The sequence below is a fragment of the Nocardiopsis sp. N85 genome (assembly GCF_028882275.1).
In the GTDB taxonomy this organism is placed as follows: Bacteria; Actinomycetota; Actinomycetes; order Streptosporangiales; family Streptosporangiaceae; genus Nocardiopsis; species Nocardiopsis lambiniae.
Genome location: NZ_JARBUT010000007.1, coordinates 221,706 through 239,120, shown reverse-complemented (window position 1 = coordinate 239,120; position 17,415 = coordinate 221,706). Strand labels below are relative to the sequence as shown.

Annotated in this window: 17 protein-coding genes; 9 read left to right on the top strand and 8 right to left on the bottom strand. The window is 72.7% G+C overall.

Annotated elements, in window-relative coordinates:
* Positions 1–23 precede the first annotated feature (23 nt).
* Together PWG71_RS12665 and PWG71_RS12660 are read right to left on the bottom strand one after the other, a co-directional pair.
* Entirely contained in the window at positions 24–1,100 is a 1,077-nt protein-coding gene (locus PWG71_RS12665; RefSeq protein WP_274809881.1) for an endo-1,4-beta-xylanase, read from the bottom strand.
* A 59-nt stretch (positions 1,101–1,159) separates the two neighbouring features.
* Positions 1,160–2,413 (bottom strand): cytochrome P450, encoded by a 1,254-nt coding sequence (locus PWG71_RS12660; protein WP_274809880.1) that lies wholly within the window; start codon positions 2,411–2,413, stop codon positions 1,160–1,162.
* A 331-nt stretch (positions 2,414–2,744) separates the two neighbouring features.
* Here PWG71_RS12660 and PWG71_RS12655 point away from each other — a divergent pair, with 331 nt between their 5' ends.
* Positions 2,745–4,559: a serine/threonine protein kinase gene (locus PWG71_RS12655; RefSeq protein ID WP_274809879.1), complete on the top strand. Its 1,815-nt coding sequence runs from the start codon at positions 2,745–2,747 to the stop codon at positions 4,557–4,559.
* Between the two features lie 54 nt (positions 4,560–4,613).
* On the opposite strand, the gene PWG71_RS12650 is transcribed toward PWG71_RS12655, so the two are convergent.
* The 3 genes from PWG71_RS12650 to PWG71_RS12640 form a co-directional block, all read right to left on the bottom strand.
* Complete coding sequence (locus PWG71_RS12650) at positions 4,614–5,543, bottom strand: sucrase ferredoxin (protein ID WP_274809878.1); 930 nt, start codon at positions 5,541–5,543, stop codon at positions 4,614–4,616.
* 102 nt (positions 5,544–5,645) lie between these two features.
* On the bottom strand, positions 5,646–6,329 hold the full coding sequence (locus PWG71_RS12645; protein WP_274809877.1) for a GntR family transcriptional regulator: 684 nt from the start codon (positions 6,327–6,329) through the stop codon (positions 5,646–5,648).
* 347 nt (positions 6,330–6,676) lie between these two features.
* Positions 6,677–7,615 (bottom strand): LysR family transcriptional regulator, encoded by a 939-nt coding sequence (locus tag PWG71_RS12640; RefSeq protein ID WP_274809876.1) that lies wholly within the window; start codon positions 7,613–7,615, stop codon positions 6,677–6,679.
* Between the two features lie 71 nt (positions 7,616–7,686).
* Between PWG71_RS12640 and PWG71_RS12635 the strand changes: the two genes are divergently transcribed.
* From PWG71_RS12635 to PWG71_RS12600, 8 genes are all read left to right on the top strand, one after another.
* Positions 7,687–8,976 carry an MFS transporter gene (locus PWG71_RS12635; protein WP_274809875.1) on the top strand — a complete coding sequence of 430 codons (1,290 nt, stop codon included), beginning with the start codon at positions 7,687–7,689 and terminating at the stop codon, positions 8,974–8,976.
* Between the two features lie 35 nt (positions 8,977–9,011).
* Positions 9,012–9,962, top strand: a complete 951-nt coding sequence (locus PWG71_RS12630) for a ring-cleaving dioxygenase (protein ID WP_274809874.1) — start codon at positions 9,012–9,014, stop codon at positions 9,960–9,962.
* Positions 9,959–10,594 carry an alpha/beta hydrolase gene (locus PWG71_RS12625; RefSeq protein WP_274809873.1) on the top strand — a complete coding sequence of 212 codons (636 nt, stop codon included), beginning with the start codon at positions 9,959–9,961 and terminating at the stop codon, positions 10,592–10,594. The genes PWG71_RS12630 and PWG71_RS12625 overlap by 4 nt, the downstream gene beginning before the upstream one ends.
* Positions 10,595–10,756: 162 nt before the next feature.
* On the top strand, positions 10,757–11,524 hold the full coding sequence (locus PWG71_RS12620) for a sulfite exporter TauE/SafE family protein (RefSeq protein ID WP_274809872.1): 768 nt from the start codon (positions 10,757–10,759) through the stop codon (positions 11,522–11,524).
* A gap of 80 nt (positions 11,525–11,604) precedes the next feature.
* On the top strand, positions 11,605–12,483 hold the full coding sequence (locus tag PWG71_RS12615) for an SPFH domain-containing protein (protein ID WP_274809871.1): 879 nt from the start codon (positions 11,605–11,607) through the stop codon (positions 12,481–12,483).
* Between the two features lie 563 nt (positions 12,484–13,046).
* On the top strand, positions 13,047–14,081 hold the full coding sequence (locus PWG71_RS12610; RefSeq protein WP_274809942.1) for a FecCD family ABC transporter permease: 1,035 nt from the start codon (positions 13,047–13,049) through the stop codon (positions 14,079–14,081).
* The gene (locus PWG71_RS12605) at positions 14,078–15,163 is read left to right on the top strand and encodes a FecCD family ABC transporter permease (RefSeq protein ID WP_274809870.1); all 1,086 of its coding nucleotides are present in this window, start codon (positions 14,078–14,080) and stop codon (positions 15,161–15,163) included. The genes PWG71_RS12610 and PWG71_RS12605 overlap by 4 nt, the downstream gene beginning before the upstream one ends.
* A gap of 35 nt (positions 15,164–15,198) precedes the next feature.
* Complete coding sequence (locus tag PWG71_RS12600) at positions 15,199–16,008, top strand: ABC transporter ATP-binding protein (RefSeq protein WP_274809869.1); 810 nt, start codon at positions 15,199–15,201, stop codon at positions 16,006–16,008.
* 42 nt (positions 16,009–16,050) lie between these two features.
* Here PWG71_RS12600 and PWG71_RS12595 read toward each other — a convergent pair whose 3' ends face one another.
* The 3 genes from PWG71_RS12595 to PWG71_RS12585 are packed head-to-tail and all read right to left on the bottom strand — an operon-like array spanning position 16,051 to position 17,414.
* A complete protein-coding gene (locus PWG71_RS12595; RefSeq protein ID WP_274809868.1) occupies positions 16,051–16,629 on the bottom strand; it encodes a GTP-binding protein in 579 nt (192 codons plus the stop codon).
* A gap of 21 nt (positions 16,630–16,650) precedes the next feature.
* A complete protein-coding gene (locus PWG71_RS12590; RefSeq protein WP_274809867.1) occupies positions 16,651–17,001 on the bottom strand; it encodes a DUF742 domain-containing protein in 351 nt (116 codons plus the stop codon).
* On the bottom strand, positions 16,998–17,414 hold the full coding sequence (locus tag PWG71_RS12585; protein ID WP_446725015.1) for a roadblock/LC7 domain-containing protein: 417 nt from the start codon (positions 17,412–17,414) through the stop codon (positions 16,998–17,000). The genes PWG71_RS12590 and PWG71_RS12585 overlap by 4 nt, the downstream gene beginning before the upstream one ends.
* Between the last annotated feature and the right edge of the window lies 1 nt (position 17,415).

Genomic DNA, 17,415 nt, shown 5'->3' with positions numbered 1-17,415 from the left:
GGATCAGGGCGGCCCCGGGGTGCTCACGCGCGGGTGGCGGCCGTGCGGGGCCGGGGGCGACGTGAGAGGGCCTCGACCATGCCGGCCAGGGCGGGCTTGGGCCGGTAGGAGTCGTCGAAGGGCAGGGCGGCGGTGTAGCCGGGGAACCATTCGGGGATCCAGGAGTGGGCGTCGGTGACGCCCCAGACGGTGACGTTGACGCAGCCGTCGACCTCCAGACAGGCGACCAGGATGTCGTGGTACTCGCGGCGCTGCTCGGCGAGGTCCTCTGCGGTGACGGGTTCGGGGATGCGCACGTCGACTTCGCTGATGGTGACCTCCAGACCGAGGTCGGTGTAGCGGCGCATCTGGTCGGCGAGGTCGTCGGGGACGTTGCCGTGGACGAAGTGGCCCTGGAATCCGACGCCGTGCAGGGGGACGCCGCGGTCGACCAGATCGGTGACCAGGGCGTGGAGGGCGTCGGCCTTGGGTCCGGCCCTCTCGATGCCGAACTCGTTGATGTACAGCCGGGCCTCGGGGTCGGCGGCGTGGGCGCTGTAGAGGGTCTGGGCGATGTAGTCGGGGCCCAGCACGTCGTACCAGAGGTTCTCGCGCATGTTCGGGCCGTGGTCCTCCAGGGGTTCGTTGATGACGTCCCAGGAGGTGACGCGGCCCTCGTAGCGGTCCATGACGGTGGTGACGTGGTCGTGGACGACCTCGCGCAGGGTGTCGGCGTCCCAGTCGCCCTGGGAGAGCCAGGCGGGTTGCTGGTTGTGCCAGAGCATGGTGTGGCCGCGCACGTTGAGGTCGCGGGCGGTGGCGAAGTCGACGAGGGTGTCGGGGCCGCTCCAGTCGTACTCGCCCCGTTCGGGTTGGACGTGCTGCCACTTCATGGTGTTCTCGGCGGTGACGGAGGTGTAGTGGTCCTCGATGACGTTGCGGTAGCGGCGGTCGTTGACCAGGGGGTTGACGGCGACGGCGACGCCGAGTTCGATGCCGTGTCCGCGGGCGAGTTCGGGCAGACGGTGGCCGTCCTGGGTGGGCGGGCCGGGCAGGACCGTGATGAGGATGCCGGTGACCGTGAGGATGACGGTGCACAGGGCGGCGGCGATCAACAGCACCCCCTTTCCGTTGCCGGGTGCTCCCCTGTCGGGTGCGGTGGTGTGGTGTGGTGGCACCCTTACCCCTCTTCCGTGGTGACGGGGAAGGAGCGCAGGGCGCGCAGGGTGGTGGTCGGGCGGTGCGCGGGAGTTCCGGCCGGGCGCAGGTGCGGGGCGCGGGCGGCCAGCGCGCGCAGGGCGATGCGTCCTTCCAGTCGGGCCAGTGGTGCTCCCAGGCAGTAGTGGATGCCGCCGGAGAAGGCGAGATGGTCGGATGCGTCGGCGCGGGTGATGTCGAAGCGGTCGGGATCGGTGTAGTGGTCGGGGTCGCGGCCGGCGGAGGCGATGAGGCACAGAACGTACTGGCCTCGCCGCACTCCGTGTCCAAGTATGGACGTGTCGTGGCCCGCCCAGCGGGAGGTCATCTGCACCGGCGGGTCGTAGCGCAGGATCTCCTCGACGGCGTTCCCGGCCAGGTCGGGGTCGGCGATGAGGCGGTCCCATTGGGAGCGGTGGCGCAGGAGGGCCGCGGTGCCGTTGCCGATGAGGTTGACGGTGGTCTCGAACCCGGCGATGAGCAGCAGACGGCACATGGAGCGCATGTCGGCGGGGGTGAGTCCGCCTTCGTCGGTGGCGGCGGTGAGGGTGGAGATGACGTCGTCGCGCGGGTCGGCGCGGCGTTGGGCCATGAGGCGGTCGAACATGGTGTCGAGGTGGGCGGCGGCGGTGTGGATGCGGCGCAGGTGGCGGGCGGAGCGCGGGCCGTCCAGGGAGGAGCCGATGGTCTCGCCGAGCGCGACGAACGCGGCGTGGTCGTCGTCGGGGATGCCGAGCAGACGGGTGATGACGATGATGGGCAGGGGCTGGGCGAAGTCGGTCATGAGGTCGAAGCGGCCCTTGGCCAGGGCCTTGTCGAGGAGTTCGTGGGCGATCTCCTCGATCTGGACGGCGTAGCGTTCGAGGTGGCGGGGGCTGAACGCGGGACGGGCCAGGGCGCGCAGGCGGGTGTGCTCGGGCGGGTTACGGGTGAGGAAGGACAGGTCCAGGACGTCCAGGCCGGGGGGCGCGTCGGCGGGGTCGAAGGGGCGGACGCCGAAGGTGCGGTCGCGCAGGACGTGCTGGACGGCGTCGTGGGTGGTGGCGGTGAGGAACCCGAGCCTGCTGGTGATGAAGGGGCCTTGGGCGCGCATGCGCCGGTGGGTGGGGTAGGGGTCGGTGCGCCAGGGGTGGTGCAGGAGCCGGGTGACGTGGTCACCTGTCCGGGCGGTGAACCAGGTGGTGGCCTGGGCCAGACGCAGACGGGCGTCGGTGCTCAGGGTGTTCAGGGCCGGCATGGCGTGTTCCTCTCGACGGGTACGACCCTAGGTGGGGTGGGGCGGGGGCCGCGGTGGGCGAGGGCGAAGTTGGCCGATGCAGGCCAGGGGGGAACTCCGCGGGGTCGTGGCGCGTTGTCGGCGCACCGCGGGCGGGTGGGCTCCGGGTAAGGGTCGCGTGTCGTCGCCGCGTCCCGGTCGGGTGAACCCGGAGGGTGGGGTGGGGCGTCGAACCGGGTGAGGCGTCTCGGGTCCACCGTGCCCGCCCGGTTGGCTACGATCGCTGGGGTCTGGTGCACGTGTGGTGTGCGAGACGTTGTCGGGTGCGACGAATGCGGAAGGACTGAGGACGTTGGGTCCCCTTGAGAACACCGATCCCGATCGCATCGGCCGGTACCGGCTGATCGGACGCCTGGGGGCGGGCGGTATGGGCCAGGTGTTCTTCGGCCGGTCCGCGGGCGGGCGCGCGGTGGCGATCAAGCGGGTCCATCCGCACATGGCCACCGACGCCGCGTTCCGGGAGCGGTTCGCCCGGGAGGTGGCCGCCGCCCGTCAGGTGAGCGGTGCGTTCACGGCGCCGGTGATCGACGCCGGTCCCGAGGACGAGGTGCCGTGGCTGGTCACCTCCTATGTGCCGTCGTTGCCGTTGGACGAGGCGGTGGCCGCCCATGGGCCGTTGCCGGAGCCGACGGTGCGGGTGCTGGCGGCGGGGCTGGCCGAGGCGTTGGCCGAGATCCACCGGGTGGGCCTGATCCACCGGGACCTGAAGCCGGGGAACGTGCTGTTGGCCGAGGACGGACCGCGGGTGATCGATTTCGGGATCGCGCGGGCCACCGATGGCACGGCGGCCACCCAGTCGGTGATCGGCACCCCGGGCTTCATGAGCCCTGAGCAGGTGCAGGGGGACGTGCTGACGCCGGCGAGCGACCTGTTCGCCTATGGGGCGGTGCTGGCGTACGCCGCGTCGGGGACGGGGCCCTTCGGTGAGGGGTCGATGCCGACGATGGTGATGCGGATCATCGGTCGGGAGCCGGACCTGGCCGGGGTGCCGGAGTCGTTGCGGCACCTGGTGGCGGCGTGCTTGAGCAAGGACGTGCGGGGCCGTCCCACGCCGGGGGAGATCCTGGACTATCTGGGGGACGTGCACGCGGGGGCGACGTGGTTGCCGCCGGCGGTGATGACGGGTGTGCAGGAGCAGGTGGCCCGGGTGAACCGGGCGTTGGAGGAGTCGGCGGAGCAGACCGGCACCCATGGGCGCGGTGAGGGCGCCCATGATCCGACACGGGTCTGGGGCGCCGCGGCGGCCGGCGGCGCGGCGGGTGCCGTGGCCGGGGGCGCCGCGGGCGTGTGGGCCGACGACCAGGCCACGCGGGTGGCGCCCGGCGGTGGTTTCGGGACCCCGGATCAGGGGGCGACCTCGGTCCAGGGCCAGGGGCACGCGCCGACTCGGCAGTACGGCGCGCAGCAGGGGCAGGGGCACGCGCCCACCCGGCAGTACGACGCGCAGCGGCCGCCCACCGCCGACCAGGGCGCGGGGCGGGACGGTGAGGATCCGTACGCCGACCTGTACGGGGGCCGCCGTGACGAGGTCCGCTCCGACGCCGAGGAGCTGCGTCGCCGCGAGTACGAGCTCCACCAGGAGCAGCTGCGGGAGCAGCAGCGGCTTCAGGAGCAGGAGCGGGCGCGGCAGGAGCAGTACGCGGCCCAGCAGCGGCGCCGCCACGATGAGCAGTTGGAGGAGCGGCGCCGTCAGGAGGCCGATCGCGCCCACCGTGAGCGGGTGCGCGCCGAGCAGGAGGCGGCGCGGCGGGCCCAGGCCGAGGCCCGTGAGGCCGGACGGCCGAGCCTGTGGAGTTTCGCCAAGCTGCTGCCGCTGTTGATCCTGCCGTTCATCCAGATCCCGCTGGGGTACGGTGCGGCGTTGGCGTGGGCGTGGTTCACCACCGAGACCGATGTGTGGACCGGTGCGGCCTACGCGTTCGAGCCGTTGTCGATGGACGGGTTCTGGCACGCGCTGATGTTGGGGTACTTCATCCTCAACAACCTGGTGTCGTTGGAGTTCCTGGTGCGGTCGCTGCGGACGTCGTTCGTGACCGGCGCGGTGCTGGCGCTGGGCGTGGTCGCGGCGACCAACGGGCTGTTGTACAGCTTCGGTTTCTGGGGCTGAGACGCCCGCCCGGGACCGCCGGCGCGCGGTCTCGGGTCCTCCCCCTTCGGGAGGTCAACCGCTCAAGGCGGGCAGGCCCTCGATCTCGACCACGCGGTGGTGGACGGGGCGGCTGGGCTCCAGCGCCGAACAGGTGGTCGGGCAGGCGGGCCCCTCCTCGCGGGCGACCGAGACGGTGTACAGGCCCTCGCCGTGGCCCAGGGTCACGCGGACGCCGTCGGAGGTGTCCTCCTCACCCAGGTGGGTGACCTCGTCGACGCCGACGGTGCCCAGGTGGGCGCGCAGGGCGGCCTCGGCGGCCTGGACCGCGGAGGAGTCGCTGCACCGGCCGCGGAAGTTGTCGGGGACGATGCGTCCCCTCTCCAGGGCGGTGACGGTGTGCACGGCCGAGACGGGGTCCAGCCGGCCGAAGTAGGCGCCCTGGGGGAGGGCGACGAGGTTGGCGGCGAACCGGTCGCCGCCCACGTGGGTGGTCTCCCAGACCTCGGCGTCGGTGTCGGCCAGGGCGGCGGCCACGGGACGGCCCAGGACGGCGCAGCAGGGGTCCTTCTTGGCGTGGGTGCACACCAGGTACAGGGTGTGGTCGACGGGGGTGCCGAAGTCGGGCGGCGTGGGGTGTTCGGCCGCGGTGATGTCGTAGGCGAGGAGTTCGGCCTGGTCGGTGAAGTCGATGCGGCGCACCCAGGGGGAGGTGCGGCTGACGTGGGCCAGGTAGGCGCGGTGGGGTCCGTGGTGCTCGCGAGGGGGGCCGGGGCGCTTGATGAGCTGGGGTTTGACGTCGTGGCCGGCGATACGGGCGGCCAGTGCGGAGACGACGTCCTTGTCCAGGCCGGGGCTGGTGAAAGCGGGGTGCCGCCAGGGCCCGGGGTGTTCGATGAGCAGCCATCCGATGGTGCGTCCGGCCGTTCCGGCGATCTGCTCTCCGGTGTGGCGGGCCAGGGCCGAGCAGCCCCGGCTGCCGTCCGGGGCGGTGGGTAGGCGCACGGGTCGGGTCCAATCGGAGCGGGTACGGACATGCGGGCGCGCGAGGTGCTCGGGAGGTGCCCGGACACGTTCGCGCGTCGACGTTAGGTTAGCCTACCCAATTCATTGATCGTCCGTCGCGGGGGGTCGGCTTCTCAGCATGCGCATCAGCGCGTCGCGGGCGGAGGCGACGTGGGCCTCGGCGTGTCGGGCGGCGGCCTCGGCCTCGCGTCGGATCAGCAGGTCCGTCAGGGCGCGGTGTTCGTCCACGACGACCTCGCGGTAGTGGGGGTGGCCCAGGCGGATGCGGGTGAGCTGGAACAGGTGGACCGGGGAGCGCACCGCCTGCCACGCCCGTTGCAGACGGGTGTTGTCGGCGAGTTCGTAGAGACGGTCGTGGAAGCCCAGGTCCAGCCGGAGCAGTTCGGGGGCGTCGGCCCCCCGGGCCAGGGCGTGTTCGAGTGCGTGGACCAGGCCGGCGAGTTCGGCCAGGTGGGAGTCTGTGGCGCGAGTGGCGGCGCGGTGGGCGGCCAGGCGCTCCAGGGCGCCGCGCACGGTGTAGACCTCGTCGACCTCGGTGGGGGTGGGCTCGATGACGCGGGCGCCGCGGTGCCACTGGCTGACGACCAGACCCTCCTGTTCGAGGAGGGCCAGGCCCTCGCGGACCGAGCCGCGGCTGACGTCCAGACGGGTGGCCAGGTCGACCTCGCGCAGGGGCGCGCCCGGGGGCGGGGAGCCCTGGAGGATGGACTCGCGGATGCGGTCGGCCGCCTCGTGGGCGAGTCCGCGCCGTCGGGCCCTGCGCATGCGCCTCCTCGGTGATGGGATGGTCGGGTGCCTGGGGAAGTGTAGGGCGCACACAGTGGAAAGTGAGAACCGTTCGGGTCTCGGTCCGGTTGCGGACGGGTGCGTTCCACTTCCGTTTTGTTGACATTCGGACAAGTGCCGGCCGACTATGGGGCGCGGCCGTCGCGGTCCGGATACCGTCCTGATCCGGAACGCGGCGGCCATCGTGCGTTCAGGAGGGTGCGGAGATCCCGCGGGTGCGGCCCACCCCGGTGATCAGGGCCACGGGACGTTCGGCCGCAGGGTGTTCGGATCGTGTCATGGGGCCATCGTGCTGGCGGACCCCTCGGCCCGACAACGGGATTTCCCTACCCGGTCAGGTCGGGGATCAGGCGGGGTCCGTGGCGGCGCACGTGCTCCAGGAAGGTCGTCACGGCCGGCGGGGTGTAGCCGCCCCCGGACCCGGCGGCGGGGTGGATCACCCCGATGGGGCGGACGGCGTCGTGGTCGGCCAACGGGAGTTCGGCGGTGGTGGGCAGGGGGCCGCGCGGGCGGGCCGGCAGGACCGACACCCCCAGCCCGGCACCGACCAGGCCGCGGGCCGTGGCGATGTCGTCGGCCTCGAAGGCGACCTCGGGGGTCAGGGCGGCCCGGTCGGTGAGCCGGTCGGTGAGGTGGCGCACCCCCCGTCCGGGTTTGAGGAGGACGAACTCCTCCCCGGCGACCTCGGACAGGGCGACCTCGCGGTCGGTGCGGGCCAGTCGGTGGTGCTCGGGCACCACCAGGCGCAGGGCCTGGGTGTGCAGGACGGTGCAGACCAGGCGGGGGTCGGTGGGCAGGGGCGAGGTCAGGGCCAGGTCGGCGCCGCCTTCGGCGAGGCGGCGCAGCGAGGGCGCCCAGGCCTCCTGGATCAGGGTGAAGCGCACGTCGGGGTGGGTGCGCCGGAAGCCGCGCAGCAGGGCGGGGACCACCTCCACGCCCAGGGTGGGCAGGAAGGTGAGGGTGACGCGGCCGTGGTCGGCGTCGGTGAGCTCGCCCACGCCACGGGCCAGATCGGTCAGGGCGCGCTCCACGTGCGGGAGCAGGAGTCGGCCGGTACGGGTCAGGCGCACCCCGCGGCCGGTGCGTTCCACGAGGGTGAGCCCGGTCTCCTCTTGCAGACGGGCCATCGCCCTGCTCAGGGTGGGTTGGGGCATGCCCAGGATCTCGGCGGCGCGGGTGACGTGCTCGGTCCGCGCCAGGGCGGCGAGCATGTGCAGGCGAGGGGCCAGGATCCGGGTGATGCGGTCGATGTCCTCGGGTTCCATGCGTTCCAGTATGAGTCCACGCGTGTTCATGCATTGGACGTATCGGTCGATGGGTTTCTAGCGTGGGCGACATGAACACGCGGATCCTCATCGATGACCGTCCCCGTGCCGGGACGTCCGCGTACCGACGCATCGTGGTGGCGATGGTCGCCGTGGCGGTGGCGACGTTCGCCCAGCTGTGGTCGGTGCAGCCGGTCCTGCCGGAGATGGCGGTCGATCTGGAGGAGTCGGCGGCGCGTGTGTCGTTGACGGTGTCGGCGGCCACCGGTGCCCTGGCGGGCTTCGCGCTGGTGTGGAGCGGACTCGGGGACCGGTTCGGACGCGTGCGGGTGATCGCGGTCTCGCTCGCGGTGGCGACCCTGGTGGGGTGCGTCGCGCCGTGGGCGGGCGACCTGTGGGTGCTGGTGGTGTTGCGGGCGGTCCAGGGCGCCGCGCTGGGCGGTGTGCCGGCCGCGGCGGTCGCGTACCTGACCGACGTCCTGCATCCGGCGGACGCGGCGCGGGCGGTGGGGATCTACATCGCCGGGAACCCGTTGGGCGGGATGGGCGGGCGCCTGGTGGCGGGGTGGGCGGCCTCGGCGGGCGGGTGGCAGTGGGGGGTGGCCGCCGGTACCGCGGTGGGCGTGGTGGCCTGGATCGTGTTCGTGTGCGCGCTGCCCCGGGGGACGCCGAGCGCGCGGACCCGTCCGCCGGGCGGGGCCCGGCCGCGGGGCCGCTGGCGGGCGGCGCTGGCGGTGCCGGGGATGGTCGCGCTGTACGCGCAGGCGCTGTTGCTGATGGGCGCGTTCATGACGGTGTACAACCTGCTGGGGTTCCGGTTGACGGGGGAGCCGTTCGGGTTGTCGCAGGCGGTGGCGTCGTCGCTGTTCGTCGCCTACACGGCGGGGATGGCCGGGTCGGCGTGGTCGGGGCGGGCCGGCGACCGGTGGGGCCCCTACCGGGTGCTGGCGGTGTCGGTGGTGGCGATGGGCGGGGCCGTGGCGGTGCTGGCCGTGCCCTCGCTGCCGGTGATGGCGGCGGGACTGGTGGTGTTCACGTTCGTGTTCTTCTGCGCGCACGCCACCGCCTCGGCGTGGGCGGCGCGGCGTGCGGGCCTGGGACGGGCGCAGGCGTCGTCGCTGTACACGCTGGCGTACTACATGGGGGCGAGCCTGCTGGGGTGGGCCGGCGGGATCTTCTACGACCGGTGGGGCTGGGGCGCGGCCCTGGTGTTCGCCGGGGTGTTGTGCGCGACGGCGCTGGTCGCCGGGGTGGGGTTGCGTTCGAAGGTGGAGGCGTTGCCCGATGCCGAGCCGTCCTTGACCGGATCGGGAGGGACCGCGGGGAAGGGTGGGATCGGGAGGTCTCCCAAAGTGGTTTAAGATTCAACCACCTGATCGTGAGGGAGGGTGATGACGTGGACGTACGTCCCGCGGGGATCCACCATGTGACCGCGATCGCCACGGATCCGGCGGCCAACGCCGACTTCTACCGCAACGTGCTGGGGATGCGCCTGGTCAAGCGCACCGTCAACTTCGACGACCCCACCACCTATCACCTGTACTACGGCGACCGGGTGGGCAACCCCGGCACCATCATGACGTTCTTCCCCTGGCCAGGGGCGCCCCGTGGGCGCATCGGCGCCGGTCAGGCCACCGTCACCACCTTCTCGGTGCCCGAGGGATCGCTGGGCTGGTGGGCCGGACACCTCGACGCGCTGGACGTGCCCTTCACCCGTCCGGTGGAGCGCGACGCCGAGGACGTCCTGTCCCTGCGCGACCCCGACGGTCTCGTCATCGAACTGGCCGCCGCCCCCGACCACCACGACACCGATCCCTGGGACGGGGGCGCGATCCCCACCGACCACGCCGTGCGCGGCATCCGCTCGGTCACACTGACCGAGCACCGGGTGGAGGACACCGTCGCGATGCTCTCCGACAGCCTCGGGTTCGAGCTGGAGGGCGAGTCCGCCGGCCGGGTGCGCTTTCGCACCGGGGCGGCCGGGGACGCGGTGGGCACCATCGTCGACGTCGTCGCCGACCCGGGCGCCGAGCGCGGACACGTCGCCGCCGGCACCGTCCACCACGTCGCCTACCGCGCCCCCGACGGTCCCGTCCAGGCGTCCTGGCGCGAGAGCCTCCTCGCCGAGGGGGTGGGCGTGACCGAGATCCGCGACCGCAACTACTTCACCTCCATCTACTTCCGCGAACCCGGCGGGGTGCTGCTGGAGATCGCCACCGACGGCCCCGGTTTCGACTACGACGAACCCCTGCTGGAGCTGGGGCGCTCCCTGCGGCTCCCGCCCTGGTTGGAGCCCGATCGCGAGAGCATCGCCGCGGCACTGCCGCCCCTGGAGACCGGCCGGTGAGCGGGGTCGCCGACTTCGTCCACGTCGTCGAACCCGCCCACCGGCCCCGGACGCCCACCCTGCTGCTGCTCCACGGCACCGGCGCCGACGAGCGCGACCTGCTGCCGTTGGGGCGGGTCCTGGCCCCCGGCGCCGCCCTGCTCTCACCGCGGGGCAGGGTCGACGAGCACGGCATGAACCGCTGGTTCCGGCGGTTGCGCGAAGGCGTCTTCGACGTCGACGACGTCATCGACCGCGCCGAGGAACTGGCCGCGTGGGTGCCCGTCGCCCTGGAACACCACGGCCTGGCCGCCCCGGTGGTGGCGGTCGGCTTCTCCAACGGGGCCAACATCGCCGCCGCCCTGATGCTGCTCCATCCCCGTCTGCTGGACGGGGCGGTGCTGCTGGGCGGTGGGTACCCGTTGCAGGGTCGCGAGCCCGGTGCGGCGGACCTGTCGGGGCGGGCCGCCTTCCTGGGCGTCGGGCTGACCGACCCGATCAGCACCCCCGACCAGGCGCGGCTGCTCGCCGACCACCTGTCCGCGCTGGGCGCCGACGTCGAGCTCTCGGAGCACCCCGGCGGCCACCAGGTCCCCCCGGCGGTGCTGGAGGGGGCCCGGTCCTGGTTCGAAGGGCGCTTCGGGCCTCACTAGACCGCGACGGCGTCCCCTGTACCCGGGCGCCGTCGCTCCCCGGGGTGCGGTTCGTCCCCGTGCGTCCGCACCCCGTTAGACTCCTTCCCGCATCCCCTCTCCGCACCTCCCCGCCGGGAAAGAACCCATGATCATCCCTCTTCGTGCGCACGGGCGCTGACCGTGGAACCCGAGGTCCTCGGCCTGCTGCTCCTGGTCGGTGTCGCCGCCGGTTGGGTCGACGCCGTCGTCGGCGGCGGCGGTCTGCTGCTCCTGCCCGCGCTCATGGTCGCCGCCCCCACCACCCCTTTGGCCACCCTGCTGGGCACCAACAAGCTCGGCGCGATCTTCGGCACCGCCTCGGCCGCCCTGGCCTACGCCCGCAAGGTCCCCCTGGACCGCGCCGTGGTGGTGCCCACCGCCACCCTGGCCCTTCTGGGGGCGGGCGGCGGCGCGGCCCTGGCCACCGCGCTGACCACCGACGTCCTCAAACCCGTCATCATGGTCGTCCTGGCCGGGGTGGCGCTGCTGGTGTACCTCAGGCCCGCCATGGGCGCGGTCTCCGCCCCCGAGCTGCGCACCCGCAACCGGATGCTGGCCGCCGTCGCGCTGGCCGGCCTGGGGGTGGGCTTCTACGACGGGCTCATCGGTCCGGGTACCGGGGTCTTCCTCATCATCTCCCTGACCGCCGTGCTGGGCATGGACTTCGTGTCCGCGTCGGCCGCCGCCAAGATCGTCAACGTCTGCACCAATCTGGGCGCCCTCGTCGTGTTCGCGATCGGCGGTCACGTCGACTGGATCCTCGGGCTGGGACTCGCGCTGTGCACCATCCTGGGCGCCCAGATCGGCGCGCGCATGGCGCTCCGGCGGGGGTCGGGTTTCGTGCGGGCGGTGTTGCTGGTGGTCATCGCGGCGTTGTTGATCCGCATGGGGTGGGACACCTTCTCCTGACGTCCCAGGGGATCCGTGCGGACACGGGGAGCGTCCGAGAGGTGTGAACGGATCCCCCTTCTGAGACGGACGGTGCGACGATGACACCACGCGGAATGTCCGCCGCGATCACCGCCACCCTGACGGCCCTGGTCCTGACCGCCTGTTCGGTCAGTGCGGGGCCCGACAAGGTGGGCCTGGAGTACGACGCGGGCGCGTTCTCCTCCACCACCTTCGACAGCTGCATCCTCCCGGGCAACCGCCAGTACCACGGGCCGGGCGACCAGACCTTCCTGTACCCCGCCGGGCAGCGCACCTTCGAGTTCTCCGGGGCCGACGGGGCGGAGACGCACTCCGCCACGGTCGTGTCCAAGGACGACCTGGAGCTCACCGTGACCGGCCTGGTCACCTTCAGCCTCAACATCGAGTGCGAGCGCCTCCAGGAGTTCCACGAGCGCCTGGGGCTGAAGTACATCGCCTACGAGGACCCCGGGTGGGTCGACCTGTTGCGCGACTACATCGGCCAGCCCCTCAACAGGGCCCTGGACGACGCCACCAAGGAGTACGCCTGGCGCGACCTCTACACCAGCGCCGAGGCCAAGGCCGAGTGGGAGAAGAAGGTCGGGGACCTGACCTCGGCCTACATCGCCGAGCAGGGCGGCGGCGAGTTCTTCTGCTCGCCCACGTACACCGGTGGCGGGGAGGACTGCGGCACCCCGCAGCTGACCATCCAGCAGCCCACCCCGCCCGAGGAGGTGCGCAAGGCCCTGACCCTGGCCCAGGAGGCGGTGGAGATGACCACCGCCCAGGAGCAGGAGAACGAGCGGATCGACAAGGAGCTGGAGGCCATCGAGGAACTGGTGGAGGTGCTGGGCCCGGAGGGCTACATCCTGTACCAGGCCCTGAAGGACGGCAAGGTCGACTTCATGCCCATCCCCTACGGCAGCGGCGTCAACGTCACTCCGCGCGGGGGGAACTGAGTCCCGGGTGCGGGCGCGCGGGTCCCGGGGGACGCCTCCGGGACCCGCCCCGCGTCACGCGGCGCGGCCGGCCTCCCCGGTCGGCGCCGCCGTGGCCCCCTCGACGATGCGCTCGGCGCGCCGACCCGTGTGGACGCCCCGATGATCGGATCGGGTCCGGCCGGGGACGACAGGCCGCCGTCGGTCTCCTCGGGCAGGAACGGGGTCATCCCCCGGACGGGACGCCGGGGTGCCCATGGTCGCCACCGGGTGATGGCCCGGCGACGTCACCGCGGCCGGTGTCGGACGCCACAACGGCGCCGTGGACGGTCCCGGTCGGGAGCCCATCGGGGGGAGGGCGGGTTCCGGTGGGGGTGCGACCGGTCACCCCGGGGCGGTGACCGGCGCCGAGGGCGCGGGTTCCGAGGCGGGCGCGCGGGCGGCGGGGGAGGGGGACCCTTCCGTGCGAACCTTACCCAGGTAAGGCTAACCTGTCCTGGTCCGTTATCGTTGATGGCACGGCCTTCGACCACGACATCCCCGTGCGGACGCCTCCGATCACCCACACGACGAACGGGGAAGCCGTGGCCCTGCGCGCGCCCACCCTCGCACCCCCCACACCCACGCGACGCGTCCTACGGCCCGTCGGTCTGCTCGCGGCCCTGGTGGCTCTGGGGGCGTGCGTCCTGCTCAGCATCACCGTCGGCGCCAAGCCCATCCCCGCCGTCGACGTCTGGGCGGCCCTGACCGAGCACGACGGCTCCTACGACCACAACGTCATCCGCACCCTGCGCGTCCCGCGCACCGTCATCGGCGTGTTCGTCGGGGCGGCCCTGGGGTTGGCCGGCGCCCTCATGCAGGCACTCACCCGCAACCCCCTGGCCGAACCCGGCATCCTGGGCGTGAACTCCGGTGCGGCCGCCGCGGTCGTCCTCGCGGTCTTCGCGTTCGGAGCCGGCGGGACCGGTCTGGTCTGGCCCGCCTTCGTCGGCGCCGCCGTGGCGGCCGTCGCCGTCCACACCCTGGGGTCGCGGGGACCGGCCAACGCCACCCCGGTCCGCCTGGCGCTGGCCGGCACCGCCGTGGCCGCCGTCCTCCAGGGCCTCATCCACGGTGTGATCGTCCTCAACGACTTCGTGTTCGACCGCATCCGGTTCTGGCAGGTGGGCTCCCTGGTCGGCCGCGACCTGGAGATCTTCTGGCAGGTCGCCCCCTTCCTCGTGGCCGGGATCGTGCTGACCCTGTGCCTGGGGCCCTCCCTCAACGCCGTCGCCCTGGGGGACGACCTGGCCGCGTCCCTGGGCGCGCGCGTCCCCGCCATCCGCACCCTGGCCGCGATCGCCGTGATCCTGCTGTGCGGCGCGGCCACGGCCGCCGCCGGCCCCATCTGGTTCGTTGGCCTGATCATCCCCCACGTGGCCCGCCTGATCACCGGCCCGGACCAACGGTGGTCGCTGCCCTACTCCGCGGTGCTCGGCGCGGTCCTGTTGACCGCCGCCGACACCGTGGGCCGCGTCATCGTGCCCGGCGACGAACTGGAGGTCGGCATCATCACCGCGTTCGTCGGAGCGCCCCTGTTCATCGCCCTGGTCCGCAGCAGAAGAATGGCCGCGCTTTGAGCACCTCGACCCTGTCGCGTCCCCGCACCGGAACCCGGATCACCCCACGCGGTTCCCTCGCCCTGCGCCTGGGCGACCGCTACTCCGTCCTGGTGCGTCCGCGCACCCTGATCGTGGCGCTGCTCCTGGTCGTGGTGGCCGCGGCCGCCCTGGTCGTGTCGGTGTCCGTGGGCGATTACGAGATCCCCCTGGCGGCGGTCCCCGCCGCGATCGCCGGGTACGGCGAACGCCTGGACGTGTTCTTCGTCCAGGGGGTGCGCCTGCCGCGCGCCCTGACCGCCCTGGGGGTGGGCGCCGCCCTGGGGCTGGCCGGCGCGGTCTTCCAGAGCCTGTCGCGCAACGCCCTGGGCAGCCCCGACATCATCGGTTTCACCAGCGGCGCGGCCACCGGTGCCGTCGCGATCATCCTCCTGGTCGGCGGAGGCCGGCTGGTGGTGTCCATGGGCGCGATCGCCGGCGGTCTGATCACCGCCGTCGTCGTCTACCTGCTGGCCATGAAGAACGGCGTCCAGGGGTACCGTCTGGTACTGGTCGGCATCGGCGTCTCGGCGATGCTGGGCGCGGTGCGCGACTACCTGTTGACCCGGGCCGAGCTCACCGACGCCATGGGCGCCCAGATCTGGATGATCGGCAGCCTCAACGGCCGCGGGTGGGGCGAGGTCATCGCGGTCTGGCTGTCCCTGGCGCTCCTGGGGCCGATCCTGTTGACACTGGGGTCGCGGTTGCGGTTCATGGAACTCGGCGACGACACCGCCCGCGCCCTGGGCGTGTCCACCCAGGCCACCCAGGTGGCGGCGCTGACCGCCGCCAGCGCCCTGACCGGGGCCGCGATCGCGGTGTCGGGGCCCATCGGGTTCGTGGCCCTGGCCGCCCCGCAGCTGGCCCGCCGGCTGACCCGCACCGGCGGCACCACGTTCGTCGGTGCGGCCCTGATGGGCGCCGCCCTGTTGGTCGTGGCCGACCTGGTGGCGTTGCGGGCCCTGGCGCCCACCCAGCTCCCGGCCGGTGTGGTCACCGCCGTCATCGGCGGCGGCTACCTCATCTGGCTCCTGTACACCGAAGGGCGGCGCGGCCGCGCCTGAGCCCGCCCGATCCGCGCAGCACCCGAGGAAGAGGCATGACCGTTCACCACATCGACCGTCTCAGCGGGCAGGACCTGACGCTCGCCTACGACCAGCGCGTCATCTCCGAGGATCTCGCCGTCACCATCCCCGACCACTCGTTCACCGTGATCGTGGGCCCCAACGCCTGCGGCAAGTCGACGCTGCTGCGCGCCCTGTCGCGGACCCTCAAGCCCGCCAAGGGGAGGGTGCTGCTGGACGGCCGGGTCATCGGCTCCTACGCGGCCAAGGAGGTGGCGCGCCGGCTGGGGTTGCTGCCGCAGACCTCCATCGCGCCCGAGGGCATCGGCGTGGCCGACCTGGTGGCCCGGGGCCGGTTCCCCCACCAGGGGTTCCTGCGCCAGTGGTCCAAGGACGACGAGCGGGTGGTGGCCGAGGCGATGGAGGCCACCGGTGTGGCCGATCTCGCCGACCGGTCGGTGGACGAGCTCTCGGGCGGTCAACGCCAGCGCGTGTGGTTGGCGATGGTACTGGCCCAGCAGACCCCGCTGTTGCTGTTGGACGAGCCCACCACCTATCTGGACATCGCTCACCAGATGGACATGCTGGACCTGTGCGCGCAGCTGCACGACGAGCGCGGGCACACCCTGGTGGCGGTCCTGCACGACCTCAACCACGCCTGCCGGTACGCCACCCACCTGATCGTGATGAAGGAGGGGGAGATCGTCGCGGAGGGGGAGCCGGCCGAGGTGGTCACCGTCGAGCTGGTCGAGCACGTCTTCGGGTTGCCGGTGCGGGTCATCCCCGACCCCGAGACCCACACCCCGATGATCGTCCCGGTGGACCGGCGCCGTCAGGTGCGGTGAACCACCGCCGGGTGGGGACGGTGGACCCCCGTCCCCACCCGGTCAGGCGCCCGACAGCTCCAGGCGCAGCACCAGTTCGACCAGTTCCACCACCACGCCCTTGACGGAGGCGCGGTCGCGGGCGTCGCACAGGAGCACCGGGACCGGGTCGGCGACGTCCAGCGCCACCCGCACGTCCTCGGCCCGGTGGGAGCTCTGGCCGTCGAAGCAGTTGACCGCCACGACGAACGGCACCCGACGTGCCTCGAAGAAGTCGATGACGTCGAAGCAGTCGGTGAGGCGGCGGGTGTCGGCCAGCACGACCGCGCCCAGCGCCCCCTCCACGAGTTCCTCCCACATGTGGGAGAACCGCCGTTGACCCGGGGTGCCGAACAGGTACACCACGGTGGTGGGGTCCAGGGTGATACGGCCGAAGTCCAGGGCGACCGTGGTGGTGGTCTTGGTCTCCACCCCGTTCAGGTCGTCCACCGCCGTGCCGGCGATGGTCATCTCCTCCTCGGTGTGCAGTGCCTCCACCTCGCTCAGGGCCGACACCAGGGTGGTCTTGCCGGCCCCGAACCCTCCGGCCACCACGATCTTCAATGTGTCGGGCGCCGGCCCGAACACACGTGTTGCGCTCATCGTCGTCCCGTTCACGGTTGCTCACAGTTCCTTGACGCGCGCCAGCACCGCGCGCAGCGTCGCCTCGTCGGGCCGATGCCGTTCCCGTTCGGGGGTGCGGGCCATCACGTACCCCCGGTCCACCAGGTCCGCCAGCAGGACCCGCACCACCCCCAGGGGCAGCCCCGATCGGGAGGCCGCCTCGGCGACGGTGACGGGTCGGACGCACAGGGCGTGGATCTCCCGTGCCTCCGGTTCGTCTTCGACCACGTCGGCCACGGCCACCACACGGGTGGTCAGGGTCAGGTCCGATCGGGAGGGGCGGGTGCGTCCCCCGGTCAGCGCGTAGGGGCGGATCAGGTCCGGCCCTTCGGCGTGGTCGTCGGGGTTCACCCGCGTCCGCCCCGGCGCGGCAGCGCCGCCAGGTGCGGGCCGACCTGGCGCACCAGCCGGTTGATCTCGAAGGCGGCCTGACCCATGTCGCAGGCGCTCTCGGCGGCCAACGCCAGTGACGCCCCCCGGCCGGCGTCCACGACGAAGAAGAACACCGTGTCCAGTTCCACCACGGTCTGGTGGACCCGGGAGGCGCCCAGGGGGGCGCGGGCGCCGCGGGCCAGGGACGCGAACCCGGAGGCGATCGCGGCCAGGCGTTCCCCGTGTTCGCGGTCCACGCCGGGGGAGGCGGCCAGGGGCAGTCCGTCGGCGGACAGCAGCAGCGCGCAGCGGGCGTGCGCGACCTTCTCGACCAGGTCGGCCAGGAGCCAGTCCAGGGTGCCGGAGTCGTTCGCCTTGGCATGGGCGGACATC